The sequence below is a fragment of the Bradyrhizobium sp. USDA 3397 genome (assembly GCF_054060965.1).
On the sequence record NZ_JBSSDS010000001.1, the window covers coordinates 1103519 to 1129001 of the forward strand.

The 25483-nt window shown below is 63.9% G+C and carries 27 protein-coding genes and 1 tRNA gene; 17 read left to right on the plus strand and 11 right to left on the minus strand.

The window, feature by feature from the left end:
- The first annotated feature begins 47 nt into the window (after nt 1–47).
- From ACVWYQ_RS05145 to ACVWYQ_RS05175, 7 genes are all read left to right on the plus strand, one after another.
- Nucleotides 48–2711, plus strand: a complete 2664-nt coding sequence (locus ACVWYQ_RS05145) for a glycosyltransferase (RefSeq protein WP_404541009.1) — start codon at nt 48–50, stop codon at nt 2709–2711.
- 320 nt (nt 2712–3031) lie between these two features.
- Nucleotides 3032–3107: transfer RNA gene (locus ACVWYQ_RS05150), tRNA-Lys, on the plus strand.
- 179 nt (nt 3108–3286) lie between these two features.
- Nucleotides 3287–3634, plus strand: a complete 348-nt coding sequence (locus ACVWYQ_RS05155) for a response regulator (protein WP_036012559.1) — start codon at nt 3287–3289, stop codon at nt 3632–3634.
- A gap of 115 nt (nt 3635–3749) precedes the next feature.
- Complete coding sequence (locus tag ACVWYQ_RS05160; protein ID WP_246732387.1) at nt 3750–3941, plus strand: hypothetical protein; 192 nt, start codon at nt 3750–3752, stop codon at nt 3939–3941.
- A 1442-nt stretch (nt 3942–5383) separates the two neighbouring features.
- Nucleotides 5384–5581: a hypothetical protein gene (locus tag ACVWYQ_RS05165; RefSeq protein WP_404541006.1), complete on the plus strand. Its 198-nt coding sequence runs from the start codon at nt 5384–5386 to the stop codon at nt 5579–5581.
- Between the two features lie 43 nt (nt 5582–5624).
- Complete coding sequence (locus tag ACVWYQ_RS05170; RefSeq protein ID WP_164936882.1) at nt 5625–5783, plus strand: hypothetical protein; 159 nt, start codon at nt 5625–5627, stop codon at nt 5781–5783.
- 324 nt (nt 5784–6107) lie between these two features.
- On the plus strand, nt 6108–6278 hold the full coding sequence (locus tag ACVWYQ_RS05175) for a hypothetical protein (RefSeq protein WP_198399911.1): 171 nt from the start codon (nt 6108–6110) through the stop codon (nt 6276–6278).
- A gap of 13 nt (nt 6279–6291) precedes the next feature.
- On the opposite strand, the gene ACVWYQ_RS05180 is transcribed toward ACVWYQ_RS05175, so the two are convergent.
- Entirely contained in the window at nt 6292–6963 is a 672-nt protein-coding gene (locus ACVWYQ_RS05180) for a hypothetical protein (RefSeq protein ID WP_456725495.1), read from the minus strand.
- A gap of 1268 nt (nt 6964–8231) precedes the next feature.
- Complete coding sequence (locus tag ACVWYQ_RS05185) at nt 8232–11330, minus strand: DEAD/DEAH box helicase (protein WP_456727124.1); 3099 nt, start codon at nt 11328–11330, stop codon at nt 8232–8234.
- Between the two features lie 536 nt (nt 11331–11866).
- Here ACVWYQ_RS05185 and ACVWYQ_RS05190 point away from each other — a divergent pair.
- Nucleotides 11867–12112 carry a hypothetical protein gene (locus ACVWYQ_RS05190; RefSeq protein WP_404541002.1) on the plus strand — a complete coding sequence of 82 codons (246 nt, stop codon included), beginning with the start codon at nt 11867–11869 and terminating at the stop codon, nt 12110–12112.
- 4 nt (nt 12113–12116) lie between these two features.
- Here ACVWYQ_RS05190 and ACVWYQ_RS05195 read toward each other — a convergent pair whose 3' ends face one another.
- The gene (locus ACVWYQ_RS05195) at nt 12117–12509 is read right to left on the minus strand and encodes an NUDIX hydrolase (RefSeq protein ID WP_157286040.1); all 393 of its coding nucleotides are present in this window, start codon (nt 12507–12509) and stop codon (nt 12117–12119) included.
- 134 nt (nt 12510–12643) lie between these two features.
- On the minus strand, nt 12644–13723 hold the full coding sequence (locus ACVWYQ_RS05200; RefSeq protein WP_404541000.1) for an AI-2E family transporter: 1080 nt from the start codon (nt 13721–13723) through the stop codon (nt 12644–12646).
- A 227-nt stretch (nt 13724–13950) separates the two neighbouring features.
- Here ACVWYQ_RS05200 and ACVWYQ_RS05205 point away from each other — a divergent pair, with 227 nt between their 5' ends.
- Nucleotides 13951–14178 (plus strand): hypothetical protein, encoded by a 228-nt coding sequence (locus ACVWYQ_RS05205; RefSeq protein WP_157286041.1) that lies wholly within the window; start codon nt 13951–13953, stop codon nt 14176–14178.
- Nucleotides 14179–14280: 102 nt separating this feature from the next.
- Entirely contained in the window at nt 14281–14583 is a 303-nt protein-coding gene (locus tag ACVWYQ_RS05210; protein WP_027575377.1) for a hypothetical protein, read from the plus strand.
- Nucleotides 14584–14609: 26 nt separating this feature from the next.
- On the opposite strand, the gene ACVWYQ_RS05215 is transcribed toward ACVWYQ_RS05210, so the two are convergent.
- The 3 genes from ACVWYQ_RS05215 to ACVWYQ_RS05225 all read right to left on the minus strand — a co-directional run bounded on the left by ACVWYQ_RS05215 (nt 14610) and on the right by ACVWYQ_RS05225 (nt 15844).
- Nucleotides 14610–15005 (minus strand): hypothetical protein, encoded by a 396-nt coding sequence (locus ACVWYQ_RS05215; protein ID WP_456725496.1) that lies wholly within the window; start codon nt 15003–15005, stop codon nt 14610–14612.
- 177 nt (nt 15006–15182) lie between these two features.
- Nucleotides 15183–15398 (minus strand): hypothetical protein, encoded by a 216-nt coding sequence (locus ACVWYQ_RS05220; protein WP_157286042.1) that lies wholly within the window; start codon nt 15396–15398, stop codon nt 15183–15185.
- A 281-nt stretch (nt 15399–15679) separates the two neighbouring features.
- On the minus strand, nt 15680–15844 hold the full coding sequence (locus ACVWYQ_RS05225) for a hypothetical protein (protein WP_404540997.1): 165 nt from the start codon (nt 15842–15844) through the stop codon (nt 15680–15682).
- A gap of 306 nt (nt 15845–16150) precedes the next feature.
- On the opposite strand from ACVWYQ_RS05225, the gene ACVWYQ_RS05230 reads away from it, so the two are divergent.
- The 3 genes from ACVWYQ_RS05230 to ACVWYQ_RS05240 all read left to right on the plus strand — a co-directional run bounded on the left by ACVWYQ_RS05230 (nt 16151) and on the right by ACVWYQ_RS05240 (nt 17819).
- The gene (locus tag ACVWYQ_RS05230) at nt 16151–16738 is read left to right on the plus strand and encodes a formyltransferase family protein (RefSeq protein WP_404540995.1); all 588 of its coding nucleotides are present in this window, start codon (nt 16151–16153) and stop codon (nt 16736–16738) included.
- A gap of 240 nt (nt 16739–16978) precedes the next feature.
- Nucleotides 16979–17329, plus strand: a complete 351-nt coding sequence (locus ACVWYQ_RS05235) for a hypothetical protein (RefSeq protein ID WP_157286043.1) — start codon at nt 16979–16981, stop codon at nt 17327–17329.
- A complete protein-coding gene (locus tag ACVWYQ_RS05240; protein ID WP_271537936.1) occupies nt 17274–17819 on the plus strand; it encodes a hypothetical protein in 546 nt (181 codons plus the stop codon). The genes ACVWYQ_RS05235 and ACVWYQ_RS05240 overlap by 56 nt, the downstream gene beginning before the upstream one ends.
- A 51-nt stretch (nt 17820–17870) precedes the next feature.
- On the opposite strand, the gene ACVWYQ_RS05245 is transcribed toward ACVWYQ_RS05240, so the two are convergent.
- On the minus strand, nt 17871–18269 hold the full coding sequence (locus tag ACVWYQ_RS05245; protein ID WP_271537934.1) for a RidA family protein: 399 nt from the start codon (nt 18267–18269) through the stop codon (nt 17871–17873).
- 152 nt (nt 18270–18421) lie between these two features.
- On the opposite strand from ACVWYQ_RS05245, the gene ACVWYQ_RS05250 reads away from it, so the two are divergent.
- Together ACVWYQ_RS05250 and ACVWYQ_RS05255 are read left to right on the plus strand one after the other, a co-directional pair.
- Entirely contained in the window at nt 18422–19297 is an 876-nt protein-coding gene (locus ACVWYQ_RS05250; RefSeq protein WP_456725497.1) for a DMT family transporter, read from the plus strand.
- Nucleotides 19298–19498: 201 nt separating this feature from the next.
- The gene (locus tag ACVWYQ_RS05255) at nt 19499–20932 is read left to right on the plus strand and encodes a caspase family protein (protein WP_275509946.1); all 1434 of its coding nucleotides are present in this window, start codon (nt 19499–19501) and stop codon (nt 20930–20932) included.
- A gap of 241 nt (nt 20933–21173) precedes the next feature.
- On the opposite strand, the gene ACVWYQ_RS05260 is transcribed toward ACVWYQ_RS05255, so the two are convergent.
- Nucleotides 21174–21413, minus strand: a complete 240-nt coding sequence (locus ACVWYQ_RS05260) for a BrnA antitoxin family protein (RefSeq protein WP_157286049.1) — start codon at nt 21411–21413, stop codon at nt 21174–21176.
- Between the two features lie 3 nt (nt 21414–21416).
- Complete coding sequence (gene cysK, locus ACVWYQ_RS05265) at nt 21417–22394, minus strand: cysteine synthase A (RefSeq protein WP_157286050.1); 978 nt, start codon at nt 22392–22394, stop codon at nt 21417–21419.
- Between the two features lie 223 nt (nt 22395–22617).
- On the opposite strand from cysK, the gene ACVWYQ_RS05270 reads away from it, so the two are divergent.
- Nucleotides 22618–22836: a hypothetical protein gene (locus tag ACVWYQ_RS05270; protein ID WP_036028144.1), complete on the plus strand. Its 219-nt coding sequence runs from the start codon at nt 22618–22620 to the stop codon at nt 22834–22836.
- A 15-nt stretch (nt 22837–22851) separates the two neighbouring features.
- Here the strand turns inward: ACVWYQ_RS05270 and tgt are convergent, their stop codons facing one another.
- Nucleotides 22852–23997, minus strand: a complete 1146-nt coding sequence (gene tgt / locus ACVWYQ_RS05275) for a tRNA guanosine(34) transglycosylase Tgt (RefSeq protein ID WP_404540989.1) — start codon at nt 23995–23997, stop codon at nt 22852–22854.
- Nucleotides 23998–24210: 213 nt separating this feature from the next.
- Between tgt and ACVWYQ_RS05280 the strand changes: the two genes are divergently transcribed.
- Complete coding sequence (locus tag ACVWYQ_RS05280; protein ID WP_404540987.1) at nt 24211–25395, plus strand: patatin-like phospholipase family protein; 1185 nt, start codon at nt 24211–24213, stop codon at nt 25393–25395.
- Nucleotides 25396–25483: the final 88 nt, after the last annotated feature.

The following is a 25483-nucleotide window of genomic DNA, read 5'->3' on the forward strand; positions in this document are numbered from 1 at the left end:
GTCGGATCCGCTTCCCTGCCACCTCAGCCCCTATTGGTTTAGCCGCGATGCGCGTTGTCGCCGCCGTTCTGTTGCTCGTGTCTGCGCTCCACGCAGGCAGTTGGGGAGTCCTGCGCGACAGGGAACCTGCGCCGGACTTCAAGGGCCTGGTGCCGAGCCTGTCCTATACGCCGTTCGAACCGGGCCATGTCGTCGACCTCAACGTCGACCCCGACAAGATCCGCTCGGACTTGAAGAAGCTCTCGACCCTCACGCGAGCGATCCGGTCCTACACCGCGACGGAAGGCAGCGAGCTGGTGCCGCCGATCGCGGCCGAGTTCGGCCTCAAGGTCACGGTCGGCGCGTGGATCGACAAGGACGAGGATCGCAACGAGCGGGAGATCAAGGCCGCCATCGAGCTCGCCCGCAAGAACAGCAACGTGATCGGCATCGTGGTCGGCAACGAGGTGATCTACCGCGGCGAGATGAAGGTCGAGGACCTCATCAGCAAGATCAAGAAGGTCAAGAGCGCGGTCCGTGTTCCCGTGACGACGGGCGAGATCTGGAACATCTGGCGTGATTTTCCGGACCTCGCCTCGAGCGTCGACTTCATCGCCGCGCACGTGCTGCCCTATTGGGAAAATTTCCGTTCGGATCAGGCCGTCGACCAGGCCGTGGACCGCTACAACCTCCTGCGCAATCAGTTCCCGGGCAAGCGCATCGTGATCGCCGAGTTCGGCTGGCCGAGCGCAGGCTACAATTTGCGCAACGCAGATCCAGGTCCGTTCCAGCAGGCGCTGACCTTGCGCAACTTCGTCACCCGCGCCGAAGCGCTCGGCATGGACTACAACATCGTCGAAGCCCTCGATCGGCCCTGGAAGTTCTTCGAAGGCGGCGTCGGTCCGTATTGGGGCGTCCTCAATGCCAGCGGCGAGCCGAAATTTGCCTGGACCGGCCCGGTCGAGAACCCCGACTATTGGAAGCTGATGGGCATCGCGCTGCTGGTCGGGGTGCTGCTGTCGCTGCCGATCCTGCGGATCGAGAAGGCGACCGCGAGGCAAGCCTTCCTGCTATCGGCGACCGCCAACGGCGTCGGCGCCTGGGCCGCGACCGTGTTCGCCTATTGGAACGGCCACTACTTCCTGTTCGGCTCGGCTTTCGCGCTGACGCTCGGCATGATCCTCCTTGTTCCGCTGGTCCTCATCGCGATGGCGCGCATCGACGAGATCGCCGCGGTTGCCTTCGGCCGGCCGCCGCAGCGCCTGATCGCCAAGAACAAGCCGGTCGAGAGCGTGCCTGAGGATTACTGCCCGAAGGTCTCGATCCATATCCCCGCTTATTTCGAGCCCGTCGAGATGCTGAAGCAGACGCTCGATGCGCTGTCGCGGCTGAACTACCCGAACTACGAATGCGTGGTCATCATCAACAACACGCCGGATCCCGCCTTCTGGCAGCCGATCCAGGACCATTGCCGCGCGCTCGGTGAACGCTTCAAATTCATCAACGCCGAGAAGGTGCAGGGCTTCAAGGCCGGCGCGCTCCGGATCGCGATGGACCGCACCGCGGCGGATGCCGAGATCATCGGCATCCTCGATGCCGACTATGTCGTCGAGCCCGACTGGCTGAAGGACCTCGTGCCTGCTTTTGCCGACCCGCGCGTCGGCCTCGTGCAGGCACCGCAGGAGCACCGCGACGGCGATCTGTCGATCATGCACTACATCATGAACGGCGAATATGCCGGCTTCTTCGACATCGGCATGGTCCAGCGCAATGAGGCCAACGCCATCATCGTGCACGGCACGATGTGCCTGATCCGCCGCGCCGCGATGGACATGGCCGGCGGTTGGTCGAGCGACACGATCTGCGAGGACAGCGATCTTGGCCTTGCCATCCAGGAGCTCGGCTGGACCACCCACTACACCAACACCCGCTACGGCGCAGGCCTGCTGCCGGACACCTACGAGGCCTTCAAGAAGCAGCGACACCGCTGGGCCTATGGCGGCCTGCAGATCGTCAAGAAGCACTGGCGCCGCTTCCTGCCCGGCGCGAGCCGGCTGACGCCGGACCAGAAGCGCGAATATGGCCTCGGCTGGCTGAACTGGCTGGGCGCCGAAAGCCTCGGCGTGGTCGTGGCGCTGCTCAACCTCATCTGGGTGCCGATCGTCGCCTTCGCCGACATCGCCATTCCCGACAAGATCCTGACGCTGCCGATTATCGGCGCCTTCATCGTCTCGCTGGTGCACTTCCTGTCGATGTACCGCGCCCGCGTCGCCATCAAGCCCGGCCAGATGCTGGGTGCCATGATCGCGGCGATGAGCGTGCAATGGACGGTGTCGCGCGCGGTGGCGCAGGGCCTGATCACCGAGCACATCGCCTTCGCCCGCACCTCCAAAGGCGGCCTGTCCCGCATGTCGATCGAGTTCCAGGCGTTCTGGGAGGCCGTGATCGGCACCCTGCTCCTGGTCGGCGCCGGCGTGCTGATCGCCACCAACAGCTACAAGCAGATCACCGAGATCTACATCTTCGCCGGCGTCTTGGTGCTGCAGAGCCTGCCGTTCCTCGCCGCGGTCGCCATCGCCATCCTCGAGCTCAGCCGCATCAACTCGTTCCAGTTCTGGCGCGACAGCGCGATCCGCACCGCCGAGCTGATCGGCCTGCGCCCTGTCGCGCTGCCCCACCCGAGCGCAACGCCGCAGCCGGTGCCGAGCGAGGTGCGGCGGGAGACGAACTGATCCTGCTCCACGCCGGTCTTCGGACCTCGTGCTTTGAAGTCACGAGGTCTTCGGCGTGGATGGCCGGCCGCCAATCGAGGTGAGAATTTTGGCCTAAGCGACGGATAGCCCAGGCCAATCCCCGCTCCTGCCGCGATCTTCGGCAACCACCCGCACTATTGACCTCGGCAGCCACTCCCCCTACACAGCGCGGGCCGAAGGCATGATCCGGAAACAGCCGGTTTTCCCCGCAACGCGATCTCTAGGCGAAGCGGCAAGACATGCCTCTCGAATGTCCGAACACGATGGCGATCTCTTATCTTAGCCATCAGCGGCCATGGGAGCGCGTAGCTCAGCCGGTAGAGCACGTGACTTTTAATCACGGGGTCCTGGGTTCGAGCCCCAGCGCGCTCACCAATAAAATCAAGTAGCAAAAATCGAAATGCCGTCCGGCTCACCAGGAGGGCAGGAACAAAGGCCACCCGTTCCAGCTTGAGTCTCGCTGGCTCGTTGGCCGAGGCGGCCCGACCAGCCGGCACTACGTTTTCTGCGCATGGTCCTCACGTCGTGGACGAAGAGCGCGACTGGAGGGAGACTTGCGGGTTCTTGTAGCCGAAGACGAAGACCTGATCCGGGACGTGGTGGTCGACATCCTGGAAACTCACGGGCATGAGGTGATGGAAGCTGATAGCGGCGAGCGCGCGCTCGAGCTTTGTGCCGAAGCCACACCCGATCTCTTGTTCACCGACATCAGGTTGGCAGGTTCGCTGACGGGCTGGGATGTCGCCATCCAGTGCAGGCAATCCAATCCGCGCATGCCTGTGATCTACGCGACCGGCTATACGCACGCCGCTCCGCGTCCGGTGTCCGGGAGCATCATGCTCCAGAAGCCGTTCGGGCTTGAACGCCTCTTGGAAGCGATGCAGTCGCTCGCGGGCGATTAGCTGCAGCCAGCCGCGGTCATGCTCCGCAGACTGACAATTGTCAGTCGTTCGACTCCACGCAGGAATGACGGGCCTTCCGCACGCTTTGGCAGGAATGCCAAATATCTCGCCCGGGATGATCAAGCCGCTGCGGCTCGCTCTGCTGTATGGGCACCTGATCGCGCGGGGCGCGCGGCTGTATCATCCGGGCGGCTCGCATCCGGTGTGCAGCCTGTCATTAGCCAAGCAAATGGTCGCGGCTGGTTTGCTCCACGCAAATGGCGAGAGCTTCGAGCTGACGCAGGAAGGCCGAACCTTCGCCGGTTGATGCACACTGCATCATCGGCTTCCCCATGAACTCAACGCCCGCTGGCGCGTGACCACGGTCGTGAAGTCAAGGGAGGCGTTCCAAGCAGCCCGCCCACCGGATCTGCCAAAACCGCTGACAAACTACGGTGACAGTGCACTCAACTGTGAACGAAAACCCGACCAATTACCACTTTTTCCCGAAACGATTCACATATGCGAATGAAGCTACAAAGAAGAATGCCACTTCTGAGAGGTGCTGGGCAAATCGGGAGCATGCTTCATTGACTGACGAGGTTCCGCTGCAAAGCCGATTCTTCATTCGCATGGGCGGCAAGGGTTGGATGGTCTACGATCGAGAACGCAGGGGCCCAGCACTGATCGGGACCGACATGGCGGCCAATCTGACCAAGGAGCGAGCTGAACAATTGCTACTTCTGCTGATGCCCTCGCGCGCGGAGAAACCGCGTGCGGCGAATGGGGGTGGCTCGCGGGCGTGAACCGGCGGGCCTCCAAGGTTGCGGTCCACTTTCTCGGGCGCCGCATTCGAACGTGTTCACCGGCCACCGTTCGCGTTGCCGTCGGGGCCGGTTCTGGCCTAGACCTCGAAGATTTAATTCTAGACGGTATCTTTTGAGACACCCAGCTCGAATGTTTGAGCAGACGATATCACCCGGCGTGCCACGCTGAGTGGTGCGTCGGGCGGCCTCGGTGTGTCCGCAGCCAGCCCCGGGACGCCCGGGGCCGTTCCTTTGGATTCACGTTTGTTGATGCAGGAACATCCCTCCAGGACGAACCTGTCGTTACCAGGGCTGGCAAGTTTCATGTCGGACCTATGGTAACCAGGTAGGACCGCTATCCAGAGCGGCGGCCCTCGTTCTGAAGCGTGGCACGGGGGCCGCGCCTAGCGCCTCTTTGGCCGATCGGTTTCTGCTGATCGCGATTTAGGGTTGGCACCCTTGCGTATTGTCGGGGGCGGCTTGCCCTCGTGACTATGTCTCTCTTGCATTTGCTCGGCTGCGACTACGCGCGAGCGCAGGTCTTCCAATTCGGAAAGCCCAGAAGCAAGCTCATCGAAACGCTGCTTCAGAACAGCGGTGTGATCGAAAGTGCCCATGTACCCCCTCCGTCACCCGAGCCGACCAAAAAGTGGGAAAATCATGCAATCGAGGAATGCAGAGGCATGGAGCCAGTTCCTTTGAACAGTGCTGCGCCGTTGTCGCAGTTCGAGCGATGCGACTCGGCTCCTCCATCTGCGAACGTTCAGGGGCAGGCGTCACGGCTGCGATCCAATGACGGCCCCGACCGTGGGGGGCTTTTGGGGTGTGAGGCCGGGGCCGCTGGAGGTGCTTGGACCTTGGGGAAGGCCAAAGCCATCGAAGACTAGGAAAAATCGGCAATCGCTTCTGCTCGCTTTCGCACATTGCTTGTACGTTTTGTTTGCGCAAACGGAGCCAGTTGCCAATGAAGGACTATCTGGCGCAGATCGAGAAACTTCGCAAAGATGCGGCCGAACGCGCCCTGATCCGCGACTTGGCTACCGATCCAGCAAAGCGCGAAGTATTCGACAGTTCGGTGGTGGTCGACATGCTGAGCGGAGCTGCGGAGATGCCGATGCACGGCCAATCCAGATCAGCATGGGAACGTTTCGAACGGCGGTGAGTCCTACAGGCGCAATCCATCCCGTTTCCTCGTGGATCGAACGATGGAAAAAGCACTCGCCTATGCCATCTCGGCGGCCCTTGTGGGCTTCGGTCTCTTGATCTTTTTCGCCGGTCTGTCTTCCAGCTCGCCCGCCTTATGGACGATCGTCGCGCTGGTCCCGATCACGATCGGGATCGTGAGCGCCTTTGGTCCTGTGTGACTTGATGTGGAAACCAGGGCTTTAGGTCAGCCCGTCTGTATTTTCCGAATCGGCAACCCGTGTTCGCTCTCTCGTAGCCTCCAACCGCTGGTGACCCGCGTGAGCCATTTCGTCTCGATGCTTCTGCTTGCGACGGCCCTGGTCCTGACGTTGTGCTTCGGAGTGGCGGCCTGGCGCCTCTCGGCAGACAAAGAGGCCGACATCACCGCCACGATCTCCCATCAGGAATACGGTTGGAGGCCAAGGCCCAGCAACTGAAACTTTGACAAACCCGCTGACATCGCGCCGGAAACGTGTAGCATTCCTCAAAACCGGAGGAACGGCATGTTTGAAATCAACGGTTTCGACACGGCGGGCGTCGTCAATCTCAAGCGGTCCTCACTCGCCGCGGCCCTCAAAAAGGCCAGGGAGCTGGTCCAGGACGGGTGCTGGGACGTTCAGGTAGTTGATCCCACAGGCCGGGTCTATACCTCGTTCGAGGAGGAAGCGGCCTAGCTAGGACGCATCCTCAGCTCTCCGGCCCCGCCACCGCAGCCGGGACGCTCAGCGGCGCCCCTCCGATCGACACCGGGCCCAGAGGCCCCAGAGGCTTGGGCTCACGCACCAGCCGCTTGCGCATCGCGGCGGACAGTCCGTAGCGCGCATTCGCTCTGCGAACGGACGACGTCACGTCCGACATCATCACATTCTGCAGCGAGTCGACCTTGGCGATCAGCGTGGAGAGCTGCGACGAGATCTTCTTCACGTCGACCCGCTCCTCCGTGATGCTCTGCCGCAGGGACAGCAGCACCAGCGAATCCTGCTGCAGCAGGGCTGCATTCTGCTGCAGGGTCTGGTTGTTCTCCTGCAGCGAAGCCGTGTGCTGCTGCTGGGCCGACTGGATCTCTTTCAGCGCGGTGACGACCGGATCCGGCTTCGGTGCCGGTGCCTCCTGCCGCGGCAGCAGTTCGGCGAGGCTGGCAACATTCAATGACGGCATGCCGGAGGGCGACGTATAGATGGCCGCCGCGCCGTTGATGGCGAGCGCACACACCGCCAGCGGCAGGATCGTCTTGCGGCGGGGCGTGATTGGCGGCGTTTCAGCTTCCGGGCCTGCGGGCTCCTGCGCGCCTGCAGCGTCTGCAAGGGCGACGGCGTCGAGCTCTTCGGCGAAGCTTGGCGTTTCGAAGGACGTGGTCATTTGCACTGACCCCCATGGAGCGAGCAACAGGAAGCCGCCCCTGGAACGCCCTCGCGACGATCCGCTTACGCAGCACCCATACACAACTGCCTAAAATTGTCGGCTTTCTGGATTAATTCCGCGTTAGCGGCGCGGCCGGCGGACGGCCCGGCAACCCCGGCCGATTACGGATCCGGTGCAAGCTCCTCGCCGCGCACCGGCAACAGCCATGCTAGCAGCGGATTTTCCGAAGTTGGCATAATGCCACTGTTGCCCGACAAATCAACGGCCAAGTGACGGCGCCTCCGTCACGGACCCGGCACGATAGGCCTGATCCGGGTCGTGGACCACGCTTGCTTGGGCCAACCTCGGCCGCGATGGACGCGCCGATGCAGAACGCCTTATCGCACAAGCACATAGCTACTGTGCATGGGGTTGTTTTCGCACTTTCCGGTTTACCCCTCGTCCAGCAACTCGAACAGCTCGTGCGTCCGCTCAAACGCGAGCGCCACATTCCTTTGGAGAGCGCGATGCACCGAATCGACCTGTTCCCCCGTCGCTCGCAGATTACAAACCTGGTCCTATCGGGCTCGTAACGCGTTTGGGCGACACAGTCGTTCGTCGCTCGACCTGGGCCTTGGCATCCAGCACCTTGTCTCCAGCTCGTGCGGCTCGCGGCCGACTGATCTGGTCCGAAAGGCTCGAGCCTCTCCCTGACAGACGATTTGAACCAACACTGGCGTTTCCTTGAGCCTGTGTTGCCGGTCGGAATCTGCTTTGGGAGAACGCCGAACCAGCGGCCTTTTGATCTTCATTGCTCGTGCCGCTGCCAATCGCGCCGATCGGGAGGCCATTTTGAGCGTGACCAGCCCCGGCATTTCTCGCGGCCTGAGCTGCCGCCCGCGACCTCGCAGGCGTGGCGGGCTGGACGTTCGAATTGGTCGCTCCGCTGTTGGTGCGCAGATCTCCGCCGGGCGCGGTGTCCTTCGTCCCCATCCCTGGGGGAGCTGAGGGACCTGCATTGCCCGCACTCGTCCCCATTCCAGAAGGCGCCGAGCCGCCAGCGCTACCCTGCCCCGTTCCCATGCCCGCTCCGGCGGAGCCGGCATTTGCGCCGCCTGCTTGCACCAGGGCCAACAGACATGAGCTTGCGACAATCGTGGCAATCACTGGACGAATGGCATGTGACATCGGACGATCTCCTTCGCCACGCCCAAATTAACTATAATGGTGAAGCAGGGTTTCCGCTACGAATTCGCGGTTGTGCGCGCTGACGAACGCGCAAGCCCCTACCCCTCATCCAGCAGCTCGAACAGCTCCTCCACCAGCTCGAACGGCGCATCACGCATCGGGCTGTGATAGACGACGCGGTCGCCGTCGCGTTGCAGCGATTTTCCGCGCGACTTGCGCAGGCGTCCGGGCAGGAACGTCGCGGCGGCAGCTTCAGGGCCGACGTCGAGGCGGATGATGCCGCGTCGCTTGCATTCGATCCTGAGCTTGGCCGCGGCGAAGAAGTCGCGCGCGAGCTTTGGCAAGGGTCCGAAGCGGCGGGAGGTTTCCTCCTCGAGGTCGTCGAGATCGTCCTCGTCGTTGCATCGAGCGGCGCGGGCATAGAGCTCGAGCCGCACCGGCTCGGACTGCACATAGCTCTCGGGCAGCATGTCCCCGACCGGCAGGTTGAGGTCTGGCACCCACAGCTGCTCGTCGCTCTTCTCCGAGGCCATTTTCAGCAGGTGGCTGTAGAGCACCGGCCCGAACACCTGGACGTGGCCGGATTGCTGCTCCGAGAACAAATCGCCTGCGCCTCGCAGATCCAGATCGCGCTCGCTGATGGCAAAGCCCGCGCCCGGCCGGCTGAACTCCTCGAGCACAGCAAGGCGCTTCTCGGATTGTCCGGACTCCGTCTCGGTGAGCAGATGCGCGTAGGCGCGGATGCCGCCGCGGCCGACGCGTCCGCGCAGCTGGTGCAGCTGCGCAAGGCCGAACTTTTCCGGCCAGCACACCACGATGGTGTTGGCGCGGGGAATGTCGAGACCGCTCTCGACGATGTTGGTGGCGAGCAGGACGTCGGCCTGACCTTCGACGAAGCTCATCATGCGGTCGTCGATCTCGTCGGCCGCCAACCTGCCGTGCAGGCAGACGATGCGAAGATCCGGCGCCACGGCCCGCACCCGCGCCAGCATGGGATCGAGATCCTGGATGCGCGGGCAGATCAAGAAGCTTTGGCCGTGGCGGCGCTGCTCGCGCAGCAGCGCCGAGGCGATCGCCGCATCCGACAGCGGCGCGATCCGGGTCGCCACCGGAAGCCGGTGCACCGGGGGCGAGGCGATCACGCTGAGATCGCGGAAGCCGGCAAGGCCGGCGGCCAGCGTCCGCGGGATCGGCGTCGCGCTCATCATCAGCACATGGACGTTCCTGGCGAGCCCGGCGAGCTTGGCCTTCTCCGCCGCGCCAAAATGCTGCTCCTCGTCGACGATGACGAGGCCGAGATCGTCGAACCTGACGTCCTTGCCGGTGAGCGCCTGCGTGCCGATCACGACCTTGATCCGGCCGCTGCGCAGGCCCTCCCTGGTCTCCCGCAGCGCCGCGCCCGATGTCGCGCGCGAGAGGTTGCCGACCTCGATGCCGAACGGGGCAAAGCGCTTCTGAAACGTCGCGACGTGCTGGCGCGCCAGCACCGTCGTCGGCACCGCGACCGCAACTTGCTTGCCCGACAGCACCACCGCGGCCGCAGCGCGCAGCGCGACCTCGGTCTTGCCGAAGCCGACGTCGCCGCAGATCACCCGATCCATCGGATGGCCGGATGCGAGATCATCCAGCACGTCCCGGATCGCCTGGGCCTGGTCGATCGTCGTGAAGTAAGGAAAACGCGCGACGAACTTCTCGTAGGCCGATCCCGGCGGCACCAGCTTTTCGCCGCGCCGCCGCCGGCGCTGGCTGATGTGCTTGGCGAGCGCCTTGCCGGCGATCTGGATCTCGCGCTCGGCCTCGCTGCGGCGCGCCCACCACGTGCTGCCGTCCGCCTTGTCGAGCGAAAGCCTGCCGAGCTCGGCGGCGTAAGGCCACATCAAGGCGAGATCGGGCGGCGGCACCAGCACCGCATTGTCGCCGGCGAACTTCAGGCGGATCATCTCGCGCATCGCGCCGCCGCCGGTGTTGACGGTCTGCAGGCCGTCGAGCACGGCAAGGCCGCGCTGGAGATGAACGACCACCGTGCCCTGCTCCGGCGCATCGGCATGGTCGAAGGCCGCGCTCCAGGCGCGCGCCATCGGCTGCGGATGATGCGCGCGGCTGCCGAGCACGTCGGACGCCGTCACCACCACCAGAGGCTTCTTCGCCGGCACGACGAAGCCGGCATCGAGATCGGCGAGCAGCGCCATCTCACCGCCCCGCCCGCGCGCCGCCTCCTCCCAGTCTTCGCAGCGCTCCGCCTTGACGCCGCTCATCCGCTCCATCACGCGCAGATCGTCCTCGTGCGCGGCAACGAGGATCAGCCGCGACCCGGCCCGGCGCGTCTCCTCGACGAAGCCGCGCAACGCCTTCCGAGAGGATGTCAGCTTCGAAAATTCCGGGATGGCCTGGAACGGCGCCGTCCGCGGCAGCACCTTGATGCCCTTGGAGAGCCGCTTCCAATCGCTGCGCCCGAGATATTCGCGCTCCCGCTCGCTGCGGGGCGCGGCCTCCTCGATCGTATCGAGCCATCCGTCGGCATGCGACGGCACGCCGGCATCGGCGATCCATCTGGCGCCCGCGCAATAATCGAACAGGCTGGCGCGCTTGCCGCCTTTGCCGGCAAGGCCGAGCCGCTCCGACATGGGATCGACGAGCAGCTCCTTGGTCTCGAAGATGATCCTGTGCTCATGCGGGTCGAAGGCCACGATCCGTTTGATCGTGTGCTGCGAATGCTCGATCCGGAACGGCCCCAGCGCGCCTGCGGGAAATATCTCGAAGGTCTGGCCGTGGAACAGCGCCCCGCCCGGATAGTCCGGCTCATCGTCGAGATCGTAACCGAGGGCTTGGAGGCGGGACTCCAGCTCCTGCTCGGCGAACGTGCCGCCCACCTTCAAGCTCAGGCTCAGGCGCGACAGGCTGGCCGGTGGCGGCATCCGCTCCATCACCGCTTCGGCCGTCGATACCAGAAACACCGGCTTCTTGGATTTCGCAAGGCGCCTCAGCACGGAGGCTCTGCGCCCCGCGAGCTCGTGCGAGGGCTCAAGCTGATCGAACGGCAAGGTGTTCAAGCGCGGAAACACCAGCACCTCGCAGGCGGCGTCGAGCGCGTGAATGACGCTGCCGAGCCGCTCCGCCCTGTTCTCGCTCTCGGCGAGAAACACGATGCCGCTGCGTCCGGACTGCTTCCATTGTGCAAGCAGATGAAGGGCCATCATGCCGAGAGGCGACGAAGACGAGATCGTGCGCTGCGATCCCTTGCTCTTCTTCGGCGGCTTCTTGGCCACCCTTGCCTTCGTGGAAAGCCTCACTTGGACCCGTTTCTGCTCTTGAACCGCCGCAAACTGAATGCGAGCCGCCTTGCCCCTCGAATCGGCAGCTCGGCGCCATGCATATGGGATTTGCCCTGCGAACGCACCCCTCCTCAACAACGTTCGAGGCGGCGGCGCGATCCCTTTCGATCTGCTCTTGGCTGTGAGAATGGAGGCACGAAAAAGCCCCAGCGCTTGGAGCCACGCTGGGGCGTTTCGTTCGAAATGAATCGGTTAAGCAATGACGTCTTCATAGCAGCGGTTTCGCCACGCGCTTGTGAACTGGTTCACACGCCTTGTTGGCTCGGCGATATCTGGCGGCATCCAGCCACGCCGGCATTCAAGCTTTCTTCAGACATTTCGGATCAGCTGACGATCCATTTCAAAGTGATTGTCATCCGCGCATGAGTTCGGTCCAGGTTCAGTGCACGCGGTGCAAGAACGTGTTTCGCGATCGCGCCGGCCGGTTGCAGGACGGCTATTCCAGGCAATGTCCGAGCTGCGAAGTCGTGCTGTTCTTCGCCGAGGACTCGCAGCATCCTTTCATCAAGCGGGCAATGCGCAGTGCGCGCCAGGTCCGCAAGGAGATGCGGGAGCTCCAGGCCGCGAAGCTCGCCGCACCCGAGCCGGAGGTGGCGCAGTCGAGGAGGTTTGCCGGCAGGACGCGATCGGCGACGCGGGAGGACTAGCGGCTCAACTTCGCCGCCGCTTGCGCGGAAACAGGCGGTCGCGGATGTAGCGCGAGGTCGCCGTCAGGCGGATGCCGCGGGGCTTATGCCAGGCGGCGCGGTCGATCTCCTTCTTGTCGCCGATCGCCAGCCTGCCCTTGGCGGACTTGGCGATGAAGATCGCGTCGCTCATCTTGCGGCCGGAGCGCTTGTTCCTCGCCTTCACTTCCTTCCAGAGGCTGATCCTGCCGAGCTTCAGCTTGGGCAATTCCTCCTTGATCTCGCGCCGCAGGCAGTCCTTCTCCGACTCGCGCGCACGCTTGCGGCCGCCCGGAAACATCCACAGGCCGTCCGACCGGCGTCTGACCAACAATACCTTGCCGCGCCTGGCGGCAACCAGCTTGGAAGACTTTGCCATTGCTGCCGTTGTCGAAAACAGAATCGACCCAATGGTAACTTGTCTAGTCGAACAGACAAGTTAGCGACGCGCCTTGATCACAGGCCACGAGCTATCCGGCATGGGCGGCTGACACTGCGCTGGCGGGCGCGAGATCACCCCTTCCCCGCCTCCGCCCGGTCCTCGGTCCTGATCCAGGCCATCATCATTTCCCAGGCCACCGACAGGATGATCGGTCCGATGAACAGTCCGACGATGCCGTGGGCCAGCGTACCGCCGATCACGCCGACGAAGATCACGATGGTCGGGGTGGTCAGGCCACGGCCCATGACGAGCGGCTTCAGCATGGTGTCGATGAAGCCGACCAGGACGAGGAACACGGTGAGCAGCAGCGCCGTGGTGACGTCCTTGGCGGTCCAGATCCAGATGATCACAGGCAGCAGCACCAGGAAAGCACCGATCTGCACGATCGAGAGCAGCAGCACGATGAAGGCAAGGAGGCCCGCGCTCGGCACCGAGGCGAGCTTGAAGCCGATTCCGGCGAGCAGCGCCTGGACGATCGCCACGCCAATGACGCCCTGCGCCACGGCGCGGATGGTCGCACCGGCGAGCGAGAGGAAATGCTCGCTTTGCTCCGGCACGATGCGAAACAGGAAGTTGCGGCCGGCCGCGACCAGGCGTGGCCCATGCGGAAACAGGAAGCCGGCCACGAACACGGAGACGAGAAACTGGAGCGTGCCAAGGCCGGCGTCGCCCGCGAGCGAGAGCAGCGGGCCGGCCAGCGGCTGAAGATACGGCGCCACCTCGCGCACCGCCGTCCGAACGTTGTTGTAGGCCTGATCCCAGAGCTCGTAGAGCCAGGGGCCGACCAGCGGCCAGGATTTGAGCTGCTCCGGCGCCGATTGGAGCACGAGGTCGCCGGTGCCGAGCTGGTGCGCCAGCTCACGCACGCCGTCCACCGCGCTGATGCCGAGCCAGGTCGCCGGACCGATGACGATACCCAGCGTGACCAGGGTCAGGATTGCTGCTGCGGTTTTGGGCCGGCCGCCCAGGATCTTTGCAACCCAGCTGAACGCCGGATAGAACGCGACCGCCAGCACGCCGCTCCAGGCCAGGATCGGCACGAATGGGCGGATGATCAGGAAGGTCCAGATGATCAGCAGGGCGAGCAGGCCGAGGCGGATCACGAGCTGGATGACGTCCTCGCCCGTCAGCAACTGACGGAGGCTTTTCACGGGCACAGCTTTCCTTGCGGCATGAACGCAACTTCCGCGCTTGCGGGCTCAGCCGTTATTGCCAGCAACGCATCTGGCGTCAAGACGACCGGGTGCCGGATACCGCATCGTCCGTCCCAACCCGGCTTGGCTAACGCGGGTTAACCGGATTTCCCCGCGCCGGTTTACGCCGCTGCAAATGCTGGTGACTACCTTCCATCCGCAGTCACCGAAATGCATTCTGGGCCATGGCCAACAGCATCTGGACGATCGAACAATTCACCTGTGCGAGTTGCGGCATGAACTACACCGCGACCAGAGAGGAGCACAGCGAGGCTCACAGCGGCAGCTTCAAATGCGGCATCTGCAGCGGCATCGTGCATGCCTGGTCCGGCAAGCACCACTTCTTCGGCTGGCAGGCCGTGAAGACGAGGCCGCCCGTGTTCGGGCGGCGCTGGGCCGGCGTCGAATGGTAAGCCGCCTGCGGTGACGCCGGATCCGCCGAATTGCGCCGGCGCCGTTTGCACTCCGTTCACCGATCGCGGCTAGATCAGGACGGATCCTCCGCTTCGAACGCCATGGCCGACCTCAACGCCGTCCTGACCAGGCTCAACGACCGTCTGCTTCGCCTTGAGGGCGAGCTGTTCGTGCTGCGCTCGCTGGCGCGCGCGACATTGACCGCGGGCGACGACCATGCCGCGCGCATGCGCAAGCTGGTCGAGGCCGCAAAAGTCGCGCTCGACGACGAGGCCAAGCGCCCTCTCGACAAGCCGACCCGAAAATATGTCGATGCCGCAACCGCACTGGTGGAGGAGCTGCTGGTCGAACCCACCCCGGCGCGGCCGCTGTTCACGGTGATCGACGGCGGCCGGCGCGACTGAGCGCGCCCGCCTCAGCACGGCGATGATTACCGCCCATACATGCCCGGCGCACGTGCCCCGTGCGGGTAGCACTGTCCCTGCGAGTAATTGTAATCATAGCCGTCCGGACACAGCCCGCCGCGTCGTCCGTAATATTGAGGGCGACCGTAAGTGCCGGGCGCGTGCGCACGATTCGGGTAGCACTCGCCTGTCGAGTAATTATAGTCGTAACCGTGCGGGCACAGGCCACCACGGCGCCCATAGCCCGAGCCGTGGCCCCCGGTGTAGACACCCGGCGCGTGACGGTCGTTGGGATAGCAGCGGCCGTTCGAGTGGTTGTAATCATAGCCGTGCGGACATTGCCCGCCCGGACCGCCCCTGAACTGAACCTGCTCCACCATGGGCGCTGTCGGTGCCGCAGGCACGGTTGCAAACGCAAGCAAGCCGGCCAGCGCAAGCTCGATCATGACGATTCCTCCAAATCACGTGGACAAGCCTATCAGGATTCGCGTCCCACGAAACGACATGACAATTGAGGCAAAGCTGGGCTGAACCCTGCATGAACCGAGCTTGGACTGTGACAATGCGTCAACGCCAAGCCCCACGCACGATGCCGACGTCTAGATCGTGGATTTGTCCGCCTTGAGCCGGCTGAGCCCCGCCTCGATGATCGCGATCTCCTCGTCGATCTGGCCGATCGGCAGGCTGAAATCATAGCCGGACCGGCTCTTCAGATCGACCGCGAGCCGCTGCCTATGCATCATCAGCTCGTCCAGTCCACGGCGGTTCTTCAGACGCACATAGGCGTCGACGATCTGCTCGATCGCGTTCGGCATGAGATCTGTCCCGGCGAAAAGGCCCGGCGGCGCGCCCACGCAGGCAGACGATTTCGGTGTCGCGGTACGCAGTACAAATCCGCGACGGATTCGTCGATACGCCAAGCTGGTTGAGATCGTGTTACCGTTCGATGATTTCGTCAGTCATGGGCATGAAAGGCCGCCGGCGGCCAAAAGCCGGGGTCGAAAACGGATGCGGGTTGAAATGTCACCAGCCCCCGTTGGCGCACCCTTATCAGCCAATCCGAGGCATCTCTGTTAAGAACGAACACAGGAACCCGCTACATGCGCGCGTCGACGACACAGAAATAGGTGCGCGGCAATTTGCGATAGGCGCGGTAACGGTAATACGGCCGGTAGGCGCAGCCGCGATAGAGCGCGGGCGGCTCCTCGCCGTAATAAGCGCCATGATAGAAATTGATCACCGGCCCCTGGGCGGTAGGCATCCCAGATCGGCCCCACCGATGGCGCGACGCCGGTCTCGGGCCGGGACCGCCGGGTAAGGCCCGCCAGCTTGGGCCGATGTGGCCGCCAGCAGTGTCGCGACAAGGAGAAACCCGACGCTGCGCATGCCTTCGCTCCCGAGCCGGTGTCATGCCCGAATGGAAGCACCGGACAGTGCGAATCCCGGCGTTCGCGCAAGCGGCGCCCGGCGCATTGTTGATAACCCACGCAAACGCTGCGCGGGTGGTGACAGGGCACGGGGACGTGTTATCGGGGGATGACGCAGTTGCGAGACGGATCGGACACCCATGCGAATTACCCTCGTCGGCTCCCGCCATTTTGGCGTGACCACCCTGAACATGCTCCGGGAGCACAGCGTCTCGGTCGTTCGGATCGTGGTGGCGGACGCCGATGACCGCCTTGCCGCGGCGGCCAAGGCGGCGGGCATCGAGGTGCAGGTGCAAGCCAATCCCAAGCTGGTGGTGGCCTCCGAGATCGCCCCGGATACCGATCTGATCATCACAGCGCACAGCCATGCCAGGATCGGCAAGGATGCGCTCGCCGCCGCCAGGCTCGGCGGGATCGGCTATCATCCATCGCTGCTGCCGCGCCACCGCGGCAAGGCCGCGGTGGAATGGACCATCAAGGAAGGCGACCCGATCGCCGGCGGCACGATCTACCATCTCGCCGACCGCATGGATGCCGGCGCGATCGCCGCCCAGGACTGGTGCTTCGTCAAGAAGGGCGAGACCGCACGAGAGCTTTGGGAGCGCGCGCTGGCGCCGCTCGGGCTCAAGCTGCTGGCCGATGTGATCGATTACGCCAAGGTCCACAAGGCGCTACCCGCCAAAGTCCAGGACGAGCAGTTCGCGACCTCCGCGCCCAGCCTCTCCTGAGCCAAGCCCCTCTGAGCCAGCCCTCTGAGCCGAAGTCTCCTGGAGCAAGCTCTTTCCGAGTCGTCCTGACGTTTACCCTTAACGTGCGGCGCTCTTGATTCTGCTTCGGAAATTGGAGCCAAAAGCGCAAATAAACCATTGTTCCCAAAGGAACAATTTTCGCTTTGGCATCGCAACAAATTTCCGTCACATTTCGTCCGAATAAGCGTCAGCAACTCAGACACATTCAAGGACGAATTCATGCGTTTTGGTCGCATTGCGGTGTTCTGTGCCGCCCCAGTTCTCGCTGGCACCCTCGCCGCCCCCGCGTTCGCCCAGAATCCCTATGACGGCAATTGGCAAGTCACCATCGTGACCAAGACCGGTTCGTGCGAGCCGACCGCAAGCTCGATGCTGACGGTTGCCGACGGCAAGATCACCGCGCCCGGCGCTAACGTTTCCGGCACCATCGGCAGCGGGGGACTTGTGAAAGTTTCGATCAATGGTGCATATGCCAACGGTCAACTCAGCGGCAACGCCGGATCGGGGAAGTGGAATGGAGCATCTGCAGGCATACCGTGCAGCGGGCGGTGGGAAGCATCGCGTCAATAAACCAATTGAGGCTCGCGCCCGGAACCGGCGGCTGCTGATTGCGGCCGCCGTTTTGTTTACGGCGGGGATCGCTACCACCCAAAGCAAGGCCCAGTCCGGCCCGTTCGCCCCGCTGGCGGGCAGCTGGAGCGGCGGTGGCACGGTTACGCTCGATGACGGCTCGACCGAGCGGATCCGCTGCCGGGCCAAATACGCTCCGATCGGACCGACCATGGAGATGTCGCTGACCTGTGCCAGCGATGCCTACAAATTCAACCTCGGCGCCAACGTGAAGGCCGAAGGCGGCGCCATTGCAGGCAGTTGGTCCGAGACCAGCCGCAATATCTCCGGTTCGCTCCAGGGCCGCGGCAGCGGCGGAAGCTACGAGCTGGTGGCCTCAACCGCGGGCTTCAACGCCAACATCTCTCTCAAGACGTCCGGCAACAAGCAGAACGTCACGATGCGCGCGGACAGTCAATTCCGCGGCGCGAACATCTCGATGTCGAAATAAGACGCAAGTTGACGCGACAGTCGATCCGGCGCCCGCGCCGGATCGATTTTTTTATGGGCCGGGCACGTACGCGGTGACCTCGATCTCGACCTTGGCACGCTCGTCCACGAGGCCTCCGATATAGAGCAGCGTCGAGGGCGGAAAATTGCGGCCGAGCGTTTCCTTCCAGGCCGCGCCAATGCCGGCACCTGCCGCTTCGTACTCGGCGCGGCTGGTCAGGTACCAGGTCAGGCGGACGATGTGCTCGGGGCCGGCACCGGCCTCGGCCAGCAGCTTGACGATCCGCTTCAGCGCCGTCGCGACCTGGGCTGCCATGTCGGGATCGTAACTGCCGGCCTCGTCGCCCCCGGTTTGGCCGGCGAGTACCACCCACCGGCCCGGCCCCTCGGTCACGACGCCATGGGAAAAGCCGCGCGGTTTTTTCCACTCGGCCGGCTGCAAGATGCGCATGGGCAATGCCTCCCGATCTTTGTCGTTGTTCGCTGATTGCCTTAGCATGCAGCCCAGCATCGCTGCATCCACAGATTTGGCCGTTGCAAACGGCGGCAATGTCGCCGATACCGGCCGCCCCTCCTCGGTCTATCCGTCCACATCCGCCGCAGATGAGCACCACACCGTCGAAAATGATGGCTGCACTGTGGATGGCCGGCTGGCTGTCGCTGATGCTGATCATGGCGGTGGCCGGGCGCGAGACCACGCGCGAGCTGAATGTTTTTCAGATCATGGAAATGAGGTCGCTGGCCGGCTTCGTCTTGCTCTCACCGATCATCTACCGCGCCGGCGGCTGGAAGGTGCTCAAGACATCGCGCCTGCCGCAGCATGTCGGCCGCAATTTGGTGCACTATGTTGCCCAGCTCGGCTGGTTCTTCGCACTGACACTGATTCCGATCGGCCAGGTGGTGGCAATCGAGTTCACCATGCCGATCTGGACGGCCGTCCTCGCGGCGAGCTTCCTGTCCGAGCGGATGACGCCATGGAAGATCGCCGCCATCGTGCTCGGCCTCGTCGGCGTTATCGTCATTGTCCGCCCCTCGACCGGGGAGATCAATCCAGGGCAGCTCATCGCGCTTGGCGCCGCCATGGGATTTGGCGTCGCGATGGCGCTGGTCAAATCGCTGACCCGCACCGAGAGCGCGCTCTCGATCCTGTTCTGGATGCTGGTGGTGCAGTCGGTTGCGGGCTTCATTCCGACGCTGATGGTCTGGACCTGGCCGTCGCTCTATGTCTGGGGCTGGGTCGGCGTGATCGCCGTCTGCGGCACGTTCTCACATTATTGCCTGGCCAGTGCGATGCGCTACGCCGACGCGACGATCGTGGTGCCGATGGACTTCCTGCGGGTTCCACTGACTGCAACTGCCGGTTGGCTGTTGTATTCCGAGCGGCTCGACTCCTGGACCGTGCTCGGCGCCGCGCTGATCCTGTTTGGCAATTTACTCAATTTGAAGCCCGCTTCGTCGGTTCCCGCCCGCGCCAGGTGAACCTCGCGCCGCCTCGCGCGACAAAACCAAGTGGCCGTGTGATTTGGATCACGTTGGAGCGACACTCCATCGTGCACATTCGGCCACACAGCAGCGGGTTGAACGCAACGGACTGCCGTTTTGGTGGCGCGAAGTCGGGCACTTCGTGTAGGTTCTTTGCCGATCTGTTGCTGCCTGCAATTCGATTCTGGGGATTTCAGAATGCGCTATCTCACCCTCCTCGCTTCGCTGATGTGCATGGCGCTGTCAGTCAGTGCCGCCAAGGCTGATCGCCGCGTCGCTTTCGTGGTCGGCAACGGCTCCTACAAGAATGTCGCACAATTGCCGAACCCGCCGATCGACGCCAAGGCGATGGCGGCCACGCTACGCAATGTCGGTTTCGAGGTGATCGAAGGCTCCAATCTCAGCCGCGACCAGATGACCGAGAAGCTGCTTGATTTCGGCCGCAAGGCGCAAGGCTCCGATATCGCGCTGTTCTATTATGCCGGCCACGGCATCGCCGTCAGCGGCACCAATTACCTGCTGCCCGTCGACGCCGACATCAAGTCGGAGATGGACGTCAAGCTGGGCGCCGCCATCAACATCGACCTGACTCTCGAGCAGACCATGGGCGATGCCAAGGTCAAGCTCGTCTTCCTCGATGCCTGCCGCGACAATCCGTTCGCCGCCAAGATCAAGTCGAATTCGGCGACGCGCAGCGTCAACGTCCAGAGCGGCCTCGCCGAGATGAAGTCCGGCGAAGGAACGCTGATCGCGTTCGCCACCGGCCCGGGCCAGACCGCGCTCGACGGCCAGGAGGGCAACAACAGCCCGTTCACGCGGGCGTTGATCGACAACATCACCAAGCCCGGCGTCGAGATCCAGCAGGCCATGACGTCGGTGCGCGCTCAGGTCAATGAAGAGACCCGCAAGGGCCAGCTGCCCTGGGGCCACACCAATCTGACCGGCTCCGTCTATCTCAATCAGGCGCCGACCACCCAGGTCGCCGCTGCGGCCCCGACCGCGACCGGCATCGTGCCGGCGGCGACCGGAAGCTCGGACGGTGTCGAGCTCGAATACTGGCGCTCGGTCAAGGAGTCCAACAAGGCCGAGGAGCTCAATGCCTACCTCACCGCTTACCCGAACGGCCAGTTCAAGGCGCTGGCGCTGGCGCGGCTGGCGGCGATCAAGAGCGGCCCCTCGACCGCGACCCGCACGCTCAATGCCGGCGTCGATCCCGCCACCTTCACGGATGAGGCTACCCAAGTGACCGAGGACCAAATCGGTCTCGACAAGAACAAGCGTCGCGACGTGCAGCGTCGACTCACGGCGCTCGGCTTCGACACCAACCAGACCGGCGTATTCAACGACGAAACGCGGTCCGTGCTCAAGCGCTGGCAGACGGCGCGCGGCTACCCGTCGTCAGGCTACCTCAACAAGCACCAGCACAAGGCCCTGCTCTCGGAAATCGTGGCTGCCCCGGCAACGGCGAGCGACGGCAGCCAGAAGCCGGCTCGGCGCGCCGCCACCGCCCCGGCTCAGAGCAGCGCGCCGGCACCGGCTCCCCAGCCACGCAGCAATCCCGGCGATGCTGCCGGTGCGGCCTTCGTCGGCGGCGTCGTCGGCGGCATGATGGGCGGCATGTTCCGTCGTTGAGTCGAAACGAGATCGACAATGCAAAAAGCCCGGCTCGCGCCGGGCTTTTTCGTTGGTGCGATGATGCTGCCGCGTACTCCGTCATTGCGAGCGCAACGAAGCAATCCAGAATCTCTCCGCGGTGACAGCCTGGATTGCTTCGTCGCAAGAGCTCCTCGCAACGACGATGATAGAGATGTGCGCCAAACGGATGTCACAGTCTGCGGAGAGACGCCGCTGGTCGGACGTGTCCGGTCGGAGCCTACTTCCCTGCCACCTTGCGCAGCGCCTCGTTGATGCGATCCTGCCAGCCGGGACCGCCCTCCTGGAAGAACTCCAGCACGTCCTGGTCGATGCGCAGCGTGACCTGCTCCTTGATGCCGGGCACGGCGTTTTGCTTGGGCGGCGCGGCGGCGACCTTGGCCGTTACCTTCTTGAACGCCGCCTCGGCCTCGGTCCTGGCATCGCCCAGCGTGCGCGGCCGTCTCGTTTGATCCGCCATGTCCTAGATTCCCTCAAACAGAGCCGTCGAAAGATACCGCTCGGAGAAGGACGGCACGATCGCCAGGATGGTCTTCCCGGAAGCTTCCGGCCGCTTGCCGATCTCGAGCGCGGCGGCGATCGCAGCGCCTGAGGAGATGCCGCCCGGAATGCCCTCATGCCGCGCCAGCGCGCGCGAGGTCTCGATCGCCGTGGTCGAGTTGATCTTCACGATCTCATCGATCACGGAGCGGTCGAGGATGTCAGGGACGAAGCCGGCACCGATGCCTTGGATCTTGTGGGGAGTATGCTGTCCCCCCGAGAGCACCGGGCTCTCCTCCGGCTCGACCGCAACCACACGCAAGCCCGGCTTGCGCGGCTTGAGCACCTGGCCGACGCCGGTGATCGTGCCGCCGGTGCCGACGCCGGCCACAAAGAAGTCGATGCTGCCGCCGGTGTCGCTCCAGATCTCCTCCGCGGTGGTGCGGCGGTGCACCTCCGGATTGGCGAGGTTCTTGAACTGCTGCGGCATCACTGAATTCGGCGTCGTCTTCAAGAGCTCCTCGGCGGCCGCGATGGCACCCTTCATGCCCTGCGCCGCCGGCGTCAGCACCAGCTCCGCGCCGAGAAAGGCCAGCATCTTGCGTCGCTCGATCGACATCGATTCCGGCATCACCAGCTTGAGCCGGTAGCCGCGGGAAGCCGCCACGAAGGCGAGCGCAATGCCGGTATTGCCGGAGGTCGGCTCGATCAGCACGGTGTCCGGCTTGACGATGCCCGCCTTCTCCATCGCGATGATCATGGCCGCTCCGATACGGTCCTTCACGCTCGCGGCAGGATTGAAATATTCAAGTTTTGCCAAAATGGTCGCGTTCACGTCGTGCATACCGGGCAGCCGGCGCAAGCGCACGATGGGCGTGTTGCCAAAGGCATCGACGATCGAGTCATAGATCCGGCCACGGCCGGGTTGGTGCGCTGCACCCGTGTTGGACGATGCGTCCATGATGAACTCCCTGTGGCGACGATCTGCACGTCTGTCGCGGCCTTGCGCAGTTACGGACAGCTTGCGGCGACGCGCAAGCGGCAATGCAGCACATGTTAAATACGCTGCATCGCAAAATCGCGTGAGCTTTAATTAGCAGAAAACCAACGCATTTGTGTTGCGACCTCGTCAACTGATTCTGCTTATGTTAGACTTAGGTCTAGAAAGCAGGGAGGTCACCACGATGTCAGCGGTTGCTGAAGTGATGTCGACCGTAGCGCTAAGGCGTGATCCGCGTTGCAGCGAGTTGCCGACCTGTCCCGTCTGCGCCGACTCCATGGTCGCCGCTGAAGCGTCTGCCTACGTCTCGGACCACATCATCAGCTATCTCTGGACGTGCGACAATTGCGGCTACGGCTTCGTGACCAAGCATGCCGTGAAGCGGCGGCTCGTGTGCAACTGAGTTTGGACCATTGATCTAGCGCGGGGCGATATCGCCCCTCGCCCAGTCCGCGCGCGTACGCTGATAGAACTCCTCGAAATTTCCTTGTGCGATCGCGTCCCTGATGCCCTGCATCAGGGACTGGTAGTACGCGACATTGATCTCGGACAGCAGCATCGCGCCCAGCGTCTCGCCCGCCTTGACGAGATGATGGAGATAGGCGCGCGCGCAGTTCCGCGTCGACGGCCATGAGCTCTCTTCATCGAGCGGACGCGGATCGTCCGCATGGCGCGCGTTGCGCAAATTGACCTGGCCGTGGCGCGTGAAGGCGACGCCGTGCCGGCCGTTGCGGGTCGGCATCACGCAGTCGAACATGTCGATGCCGCGCCTCACCGCTTCGAGGATGTCATCGGGCGTGCCGACGCCCATTAGATAGCGTGGCCGCTGCTTCGGAAGCAGCGGCGCGGTCTCGTCGATCATCGCCAGCATGACCGCCTGCGGTTCGCCGACGGCGAGCCCGCCGATCGCATAGCCATGGAAGCCGATCCCGACCAGGCCTTGCGCGCTCGCGTGTCGTAGCTCGGGCACGTCGCCGCCCTGCACGATGCCGAACAGCATGTAGCCATCCGGGGCGCTCGCGAAGGCGCGCTTGCTTCTCTCCGCCCAACGCAGCGACAATTGCATCGCGCGCTCGATGTCGGCGCGCTCGGCAGGCAACCGCACGCATTCATCCATCTGCATGGCGATGTCGGAGCCGAGCAAACGCTGCACCTCGATCGACCGCTCCGGCGACAGCTCGACCTTGGCGCCGTCGATGTGCGAGCGGAACGTGACGGCGTGCTCGCTGACCTTGCGCAAATCCGCCAGCGACATCACCTGAAAGCCGCCGGAATCCGTCAACATCGGTCCGTTCCAGCCTGTGAACGTCTGCAAGCCGCCGAGCGCCGCGATCCGCTCGGCGCTTGGACGCAGCATCAGATGGTAGGTGTTGCCGAGCACGATGTCGGCGCCGGCATCGCGCACCTCGCGCCAGTGCATGCCCTTCATGGCACCGGCGGTGCCGACCGGCATGAAGGCCGGGGTCCGCACCACGCCATGCGGGGTGGTCAGCCGCCCGGTGCGCGCGGCCCCGTCGGTGGCGAGCAACTCAAAGTGATTGGGAAGGTCATTGTCGGGATTCATGGCGGTGCTTATTGCGTGTCGGAGCAGGCTGATCAACCCGCCGACCGCGCTTGGGCCGGTTCGTGCATCAGACTGGGACACCGACCACACAAGGATCGTACGCCGCGCCCTTGTCAAACGAAACGATACAGTGTAGTTTTGTACGTGGGGCTGGACGAGATGCCGCGGCGAACTTGCCGGCGGCGGTAGATACGTGATCGCCAGCCACCGACAATGCCGTACCCTTCGTGTTCGACCGACGCATCCGTCTCCTCGCGTGACCGGATCAGGCAGACTGGTGTCGGCCTGATCGGATTAGTGCTCCTGATCTGCAGCCTGGCGCTCGGCGCCTGCACCTCCCTGCCCCGCACGCCCTATACCGCCGCGGAGGCGAGCACGTCGCGCGTGCTCGATATCGAGGGTCTGCGGCGCTACGCCGACGAGCCGGTCACCAAGTTCAGCTTCGAGAAGGACAACAGCACTGCCACGAGAACCTATCTGGCGCTCTCCGGCGGCGGCGCTGACGGCGCCTACGGCGTCGGCGTGCTCGCCGGCTGGACCGCGACCCGAACCCGCCCCAGCTTCTCGGTCGTCTCGGGCGTCAGCACCGGCGGCCTGATCGCACCGTTCGCGTTTCTCGGACCGCAATATGACGACACGCTGAAGGAGGTCTACACCAGCGGTATCGCGGAGAGTCTCCTGAACGATCCCAGCATCATGCGCGTGCTGTTCGGATCCGGCCTATTCGGCAACACCAGGCTGCGCGAGCTCGTCGCACGCTATGTCGGACCCGAGATCATGGCGCAGGTCGCGCGCGAGAATGCCAAGGGCCGCAGGCTCTTGGTGGTGACGACCGACCTCGACACGCAGCGCACCGCGATCTGGGACATGGGCAGGATTGCCGCGGTCGGAACGCCCGAGGCGCTCAAGCTGTTTCGCGACGTGATGGCAGCCTCCGCCAGCATTCCCCTGGTGTTTCCGCCCATCATGATCGACGCCGAAGGCGGGGGCCGCAAGTTTCAGGAGATGCATGTCGACGGCGGCGTGACCGCGCCGGTGCTGACCTTGCCGGAAGCTCTGCTGTTCCAGAGCGGCCGTCTGCCCGGCAATGCGAGGATGGACATCTACATCCTCGTCAACAAGAAGATCGAACGCAATTTCGAGCTGGTGTCCAATGGCACCATCGACGTCGCTTCACGCAGCTTGTCGGCGATCACCCAATCGCAGACGCGCTCGATCATCTTCTCGACCTACGATTTCGCCAAGCGCAACCGGCTGGGCTTCCATCTTTCCTACATCGCGCGCGACTATCCCGCCCCGCCGTCGGAAGGATTCGATACCGGCTATATGCGGGCGCTGTATCAGTACGGATACGAGAAGGCTGCATCCGGCCAGGCCTGGTCCTCGACGCTGCCGTGATCCCTCGTGACGGAACGAGGCAATACCGAAACCGTTGACGATATGGCCAATTCGGCCAGATTCGCGATGACGCTTCCGCTCCTGCGCG

Excerpts from the sequence above, each read along its gene's own strand:
- ACVWYQ_RS05270 (WP_036028144.1), top strand. The coding sequence starts at position 22,618 with ATGTCAGCGGTTGCTGAAGTGATGTCGACCGTAGCGCTAAGGCGTGAT.
- ACVWYQ_RS05185 (WP_456727124.1), bottom strand. The coding sequence starts at position 11,330 with ATGATGGCCCTTCATCTGCTTGCACAATGGAAGCAGTCCGGACGCAGC.
- ACVWYQ_RS05165 (WP_404541006.1), top strand. The coding sequence starts at position 5,384 with ATGAAGGACTATCTGGCGCAGATCGAGAAACTTCGCAAAGATGCGGCC.
- ACVWYQ_RS05175 (WP_198399911.1), top strand. The coding sequence starts at position 6,108 with ATGTTTGAAATCAACGGTTTCGACACGGCGGGCGTCGTCAATCTCAAG.
- ACVWYQ_RS05205 (WP_157286041.1), top strand. The coding sequence starts at position 13,951 with ATGGCCAACAGCATCTGGACGATCGAACAATTCACCTGTGCGAGTTGC.
- ACVWYQ_RS05240 (WP_271537936.1), top strand. The coding sequence starts at position 17,274 with ATGGAGCATCTGCAGGCATACCGTGCAGCGGGCGGTGGGAAGCATCGC.
- ACVWYQ_RS05145 (WP_404541009.1), top strand. The coding sequence starts at position 48 with ATGCGCGTTGTCGCCGCCGTTCTGTTGCTCGTGTCTGCGCTCCACGCA.
- ACVWYQ_RS05235 (WP_157286043.1), top strand. The coding sequence starts at position 16,979 with ATGCGTTTTGGTCGCATTGCGGTGTTCTGTGCCGCCCCAGTTCTCGCT.
- ACVWYQ_RS05230 (WP_404540995.1), top strand. The coding sequence starts at position 16,151 with ATGCGAATTACCCTCGTCGGCTCCCGCCATTTTGGCGTGACCACCCTG.
- ACVWYQ_RS05180 (WP_456725495.1), bottom strand. The coding sequence starts at position 6,963 with ATGACCACGTCCTTCGAAACGCCAAGCTTCGCCGAAGAGCTCGACGCC.
- cysK (WP_157286050.1), bottom strand. The coding sequence starts at position 22,394 with ATGGACGCATCGTCCAACACGGGTGCAGCGCACCAACCCGGCCGTGGC.
- ACVWYQ_RS05280 (WP_404540987.1), top strand. The coding sequence starts at position 24,211 with ATGCCGTACCCTTCGTGTTCGACCGACGCATCCGTCTCCTCGCGTGAC.
- ACVWYQ_RS05195 (WP_157286040.1), bottom strand. The coding sequence starts at position 12,509 with ATGGCAAAGTCTTCCAAGCTGGTTGCCGCCAGGCGCGGCAAGGTATTG.
- ACVWYQ_RS05160 (WP_246732387.1), top strand. The coding sequence starts at position 3,750 with ATGATCAAGCCGCTGCGGCTCGCTCTGCTGTATGGGCACCTGATCGCG.
- ACVWYQ_RS05225 (WP_404540997.1), bottom strand. The coding sequence starts at position 15,844 with ATGCCTACCGCCCAGGGGCCGGTGATCAATTTCTATCATGGCGCTTAT.
- ACVWYQ_RS05220 (WP_157286042.1), bottom strand. The coding sequence starts at position 15,398 with ATGCCGAACGCGATCGAGCAGATCGTCGACGCCTATGTGCGTCTGAAG.
- ACVWYQ_RS05255 (WP_275509946.1), top strand. The coding sequence starts at position 19,499 with ATGCGCTATCTCACCCTCCTCGCTTCGCTGATGTGCATGGCGCTGTCA.
- ACVWYQ_RS05170 (WP_164936882.1), top strand. The coding sequence starts at position 5,625 with ATGGAAAAAGCACTCGCCTATGCCATCTCGGCGGCCCTTGTGGGCTTC.
- ACVWYQ_RS05250 (WP_456725497.1), top strand. The coding sequence starts at position 18,422 with ATGAGCACCACACCGTCGAAAATGATGGCTGCACTGTGGATGGCCGGC.
- tgt (WP_404540989.1), bottom strand. The coding sequence starts at position 23,997 with ATGAATCCCGACAATGACCTTCCCAATCACTTTGAGTTGCTCGCCACC.
- ACVWYQ_RS05210 (WP_027575377.1), top strand. The coding sequence starts at position 14,281 with ATGGCCGACCTCAACGCCGTCCTGACCAGGCTCAACGACCGTCTGCTT.
- ACVWYQ_RS05260 (WP_157286049.1), bottom strand. The coding sequence starts at position 21,413 with ATGGCGGATCAAACGAGACGGCCGCGCACGCTGGGCGATGCCAGGACC.
- ACVWYQ_RS05245 (WP_271537934.1), bottom strand. The coding sequence starts at position 18,269 with ATGCGCATCTTGCAGCCGGCCGAGTGGAAAAAACCGCGCGGCTTTTCC.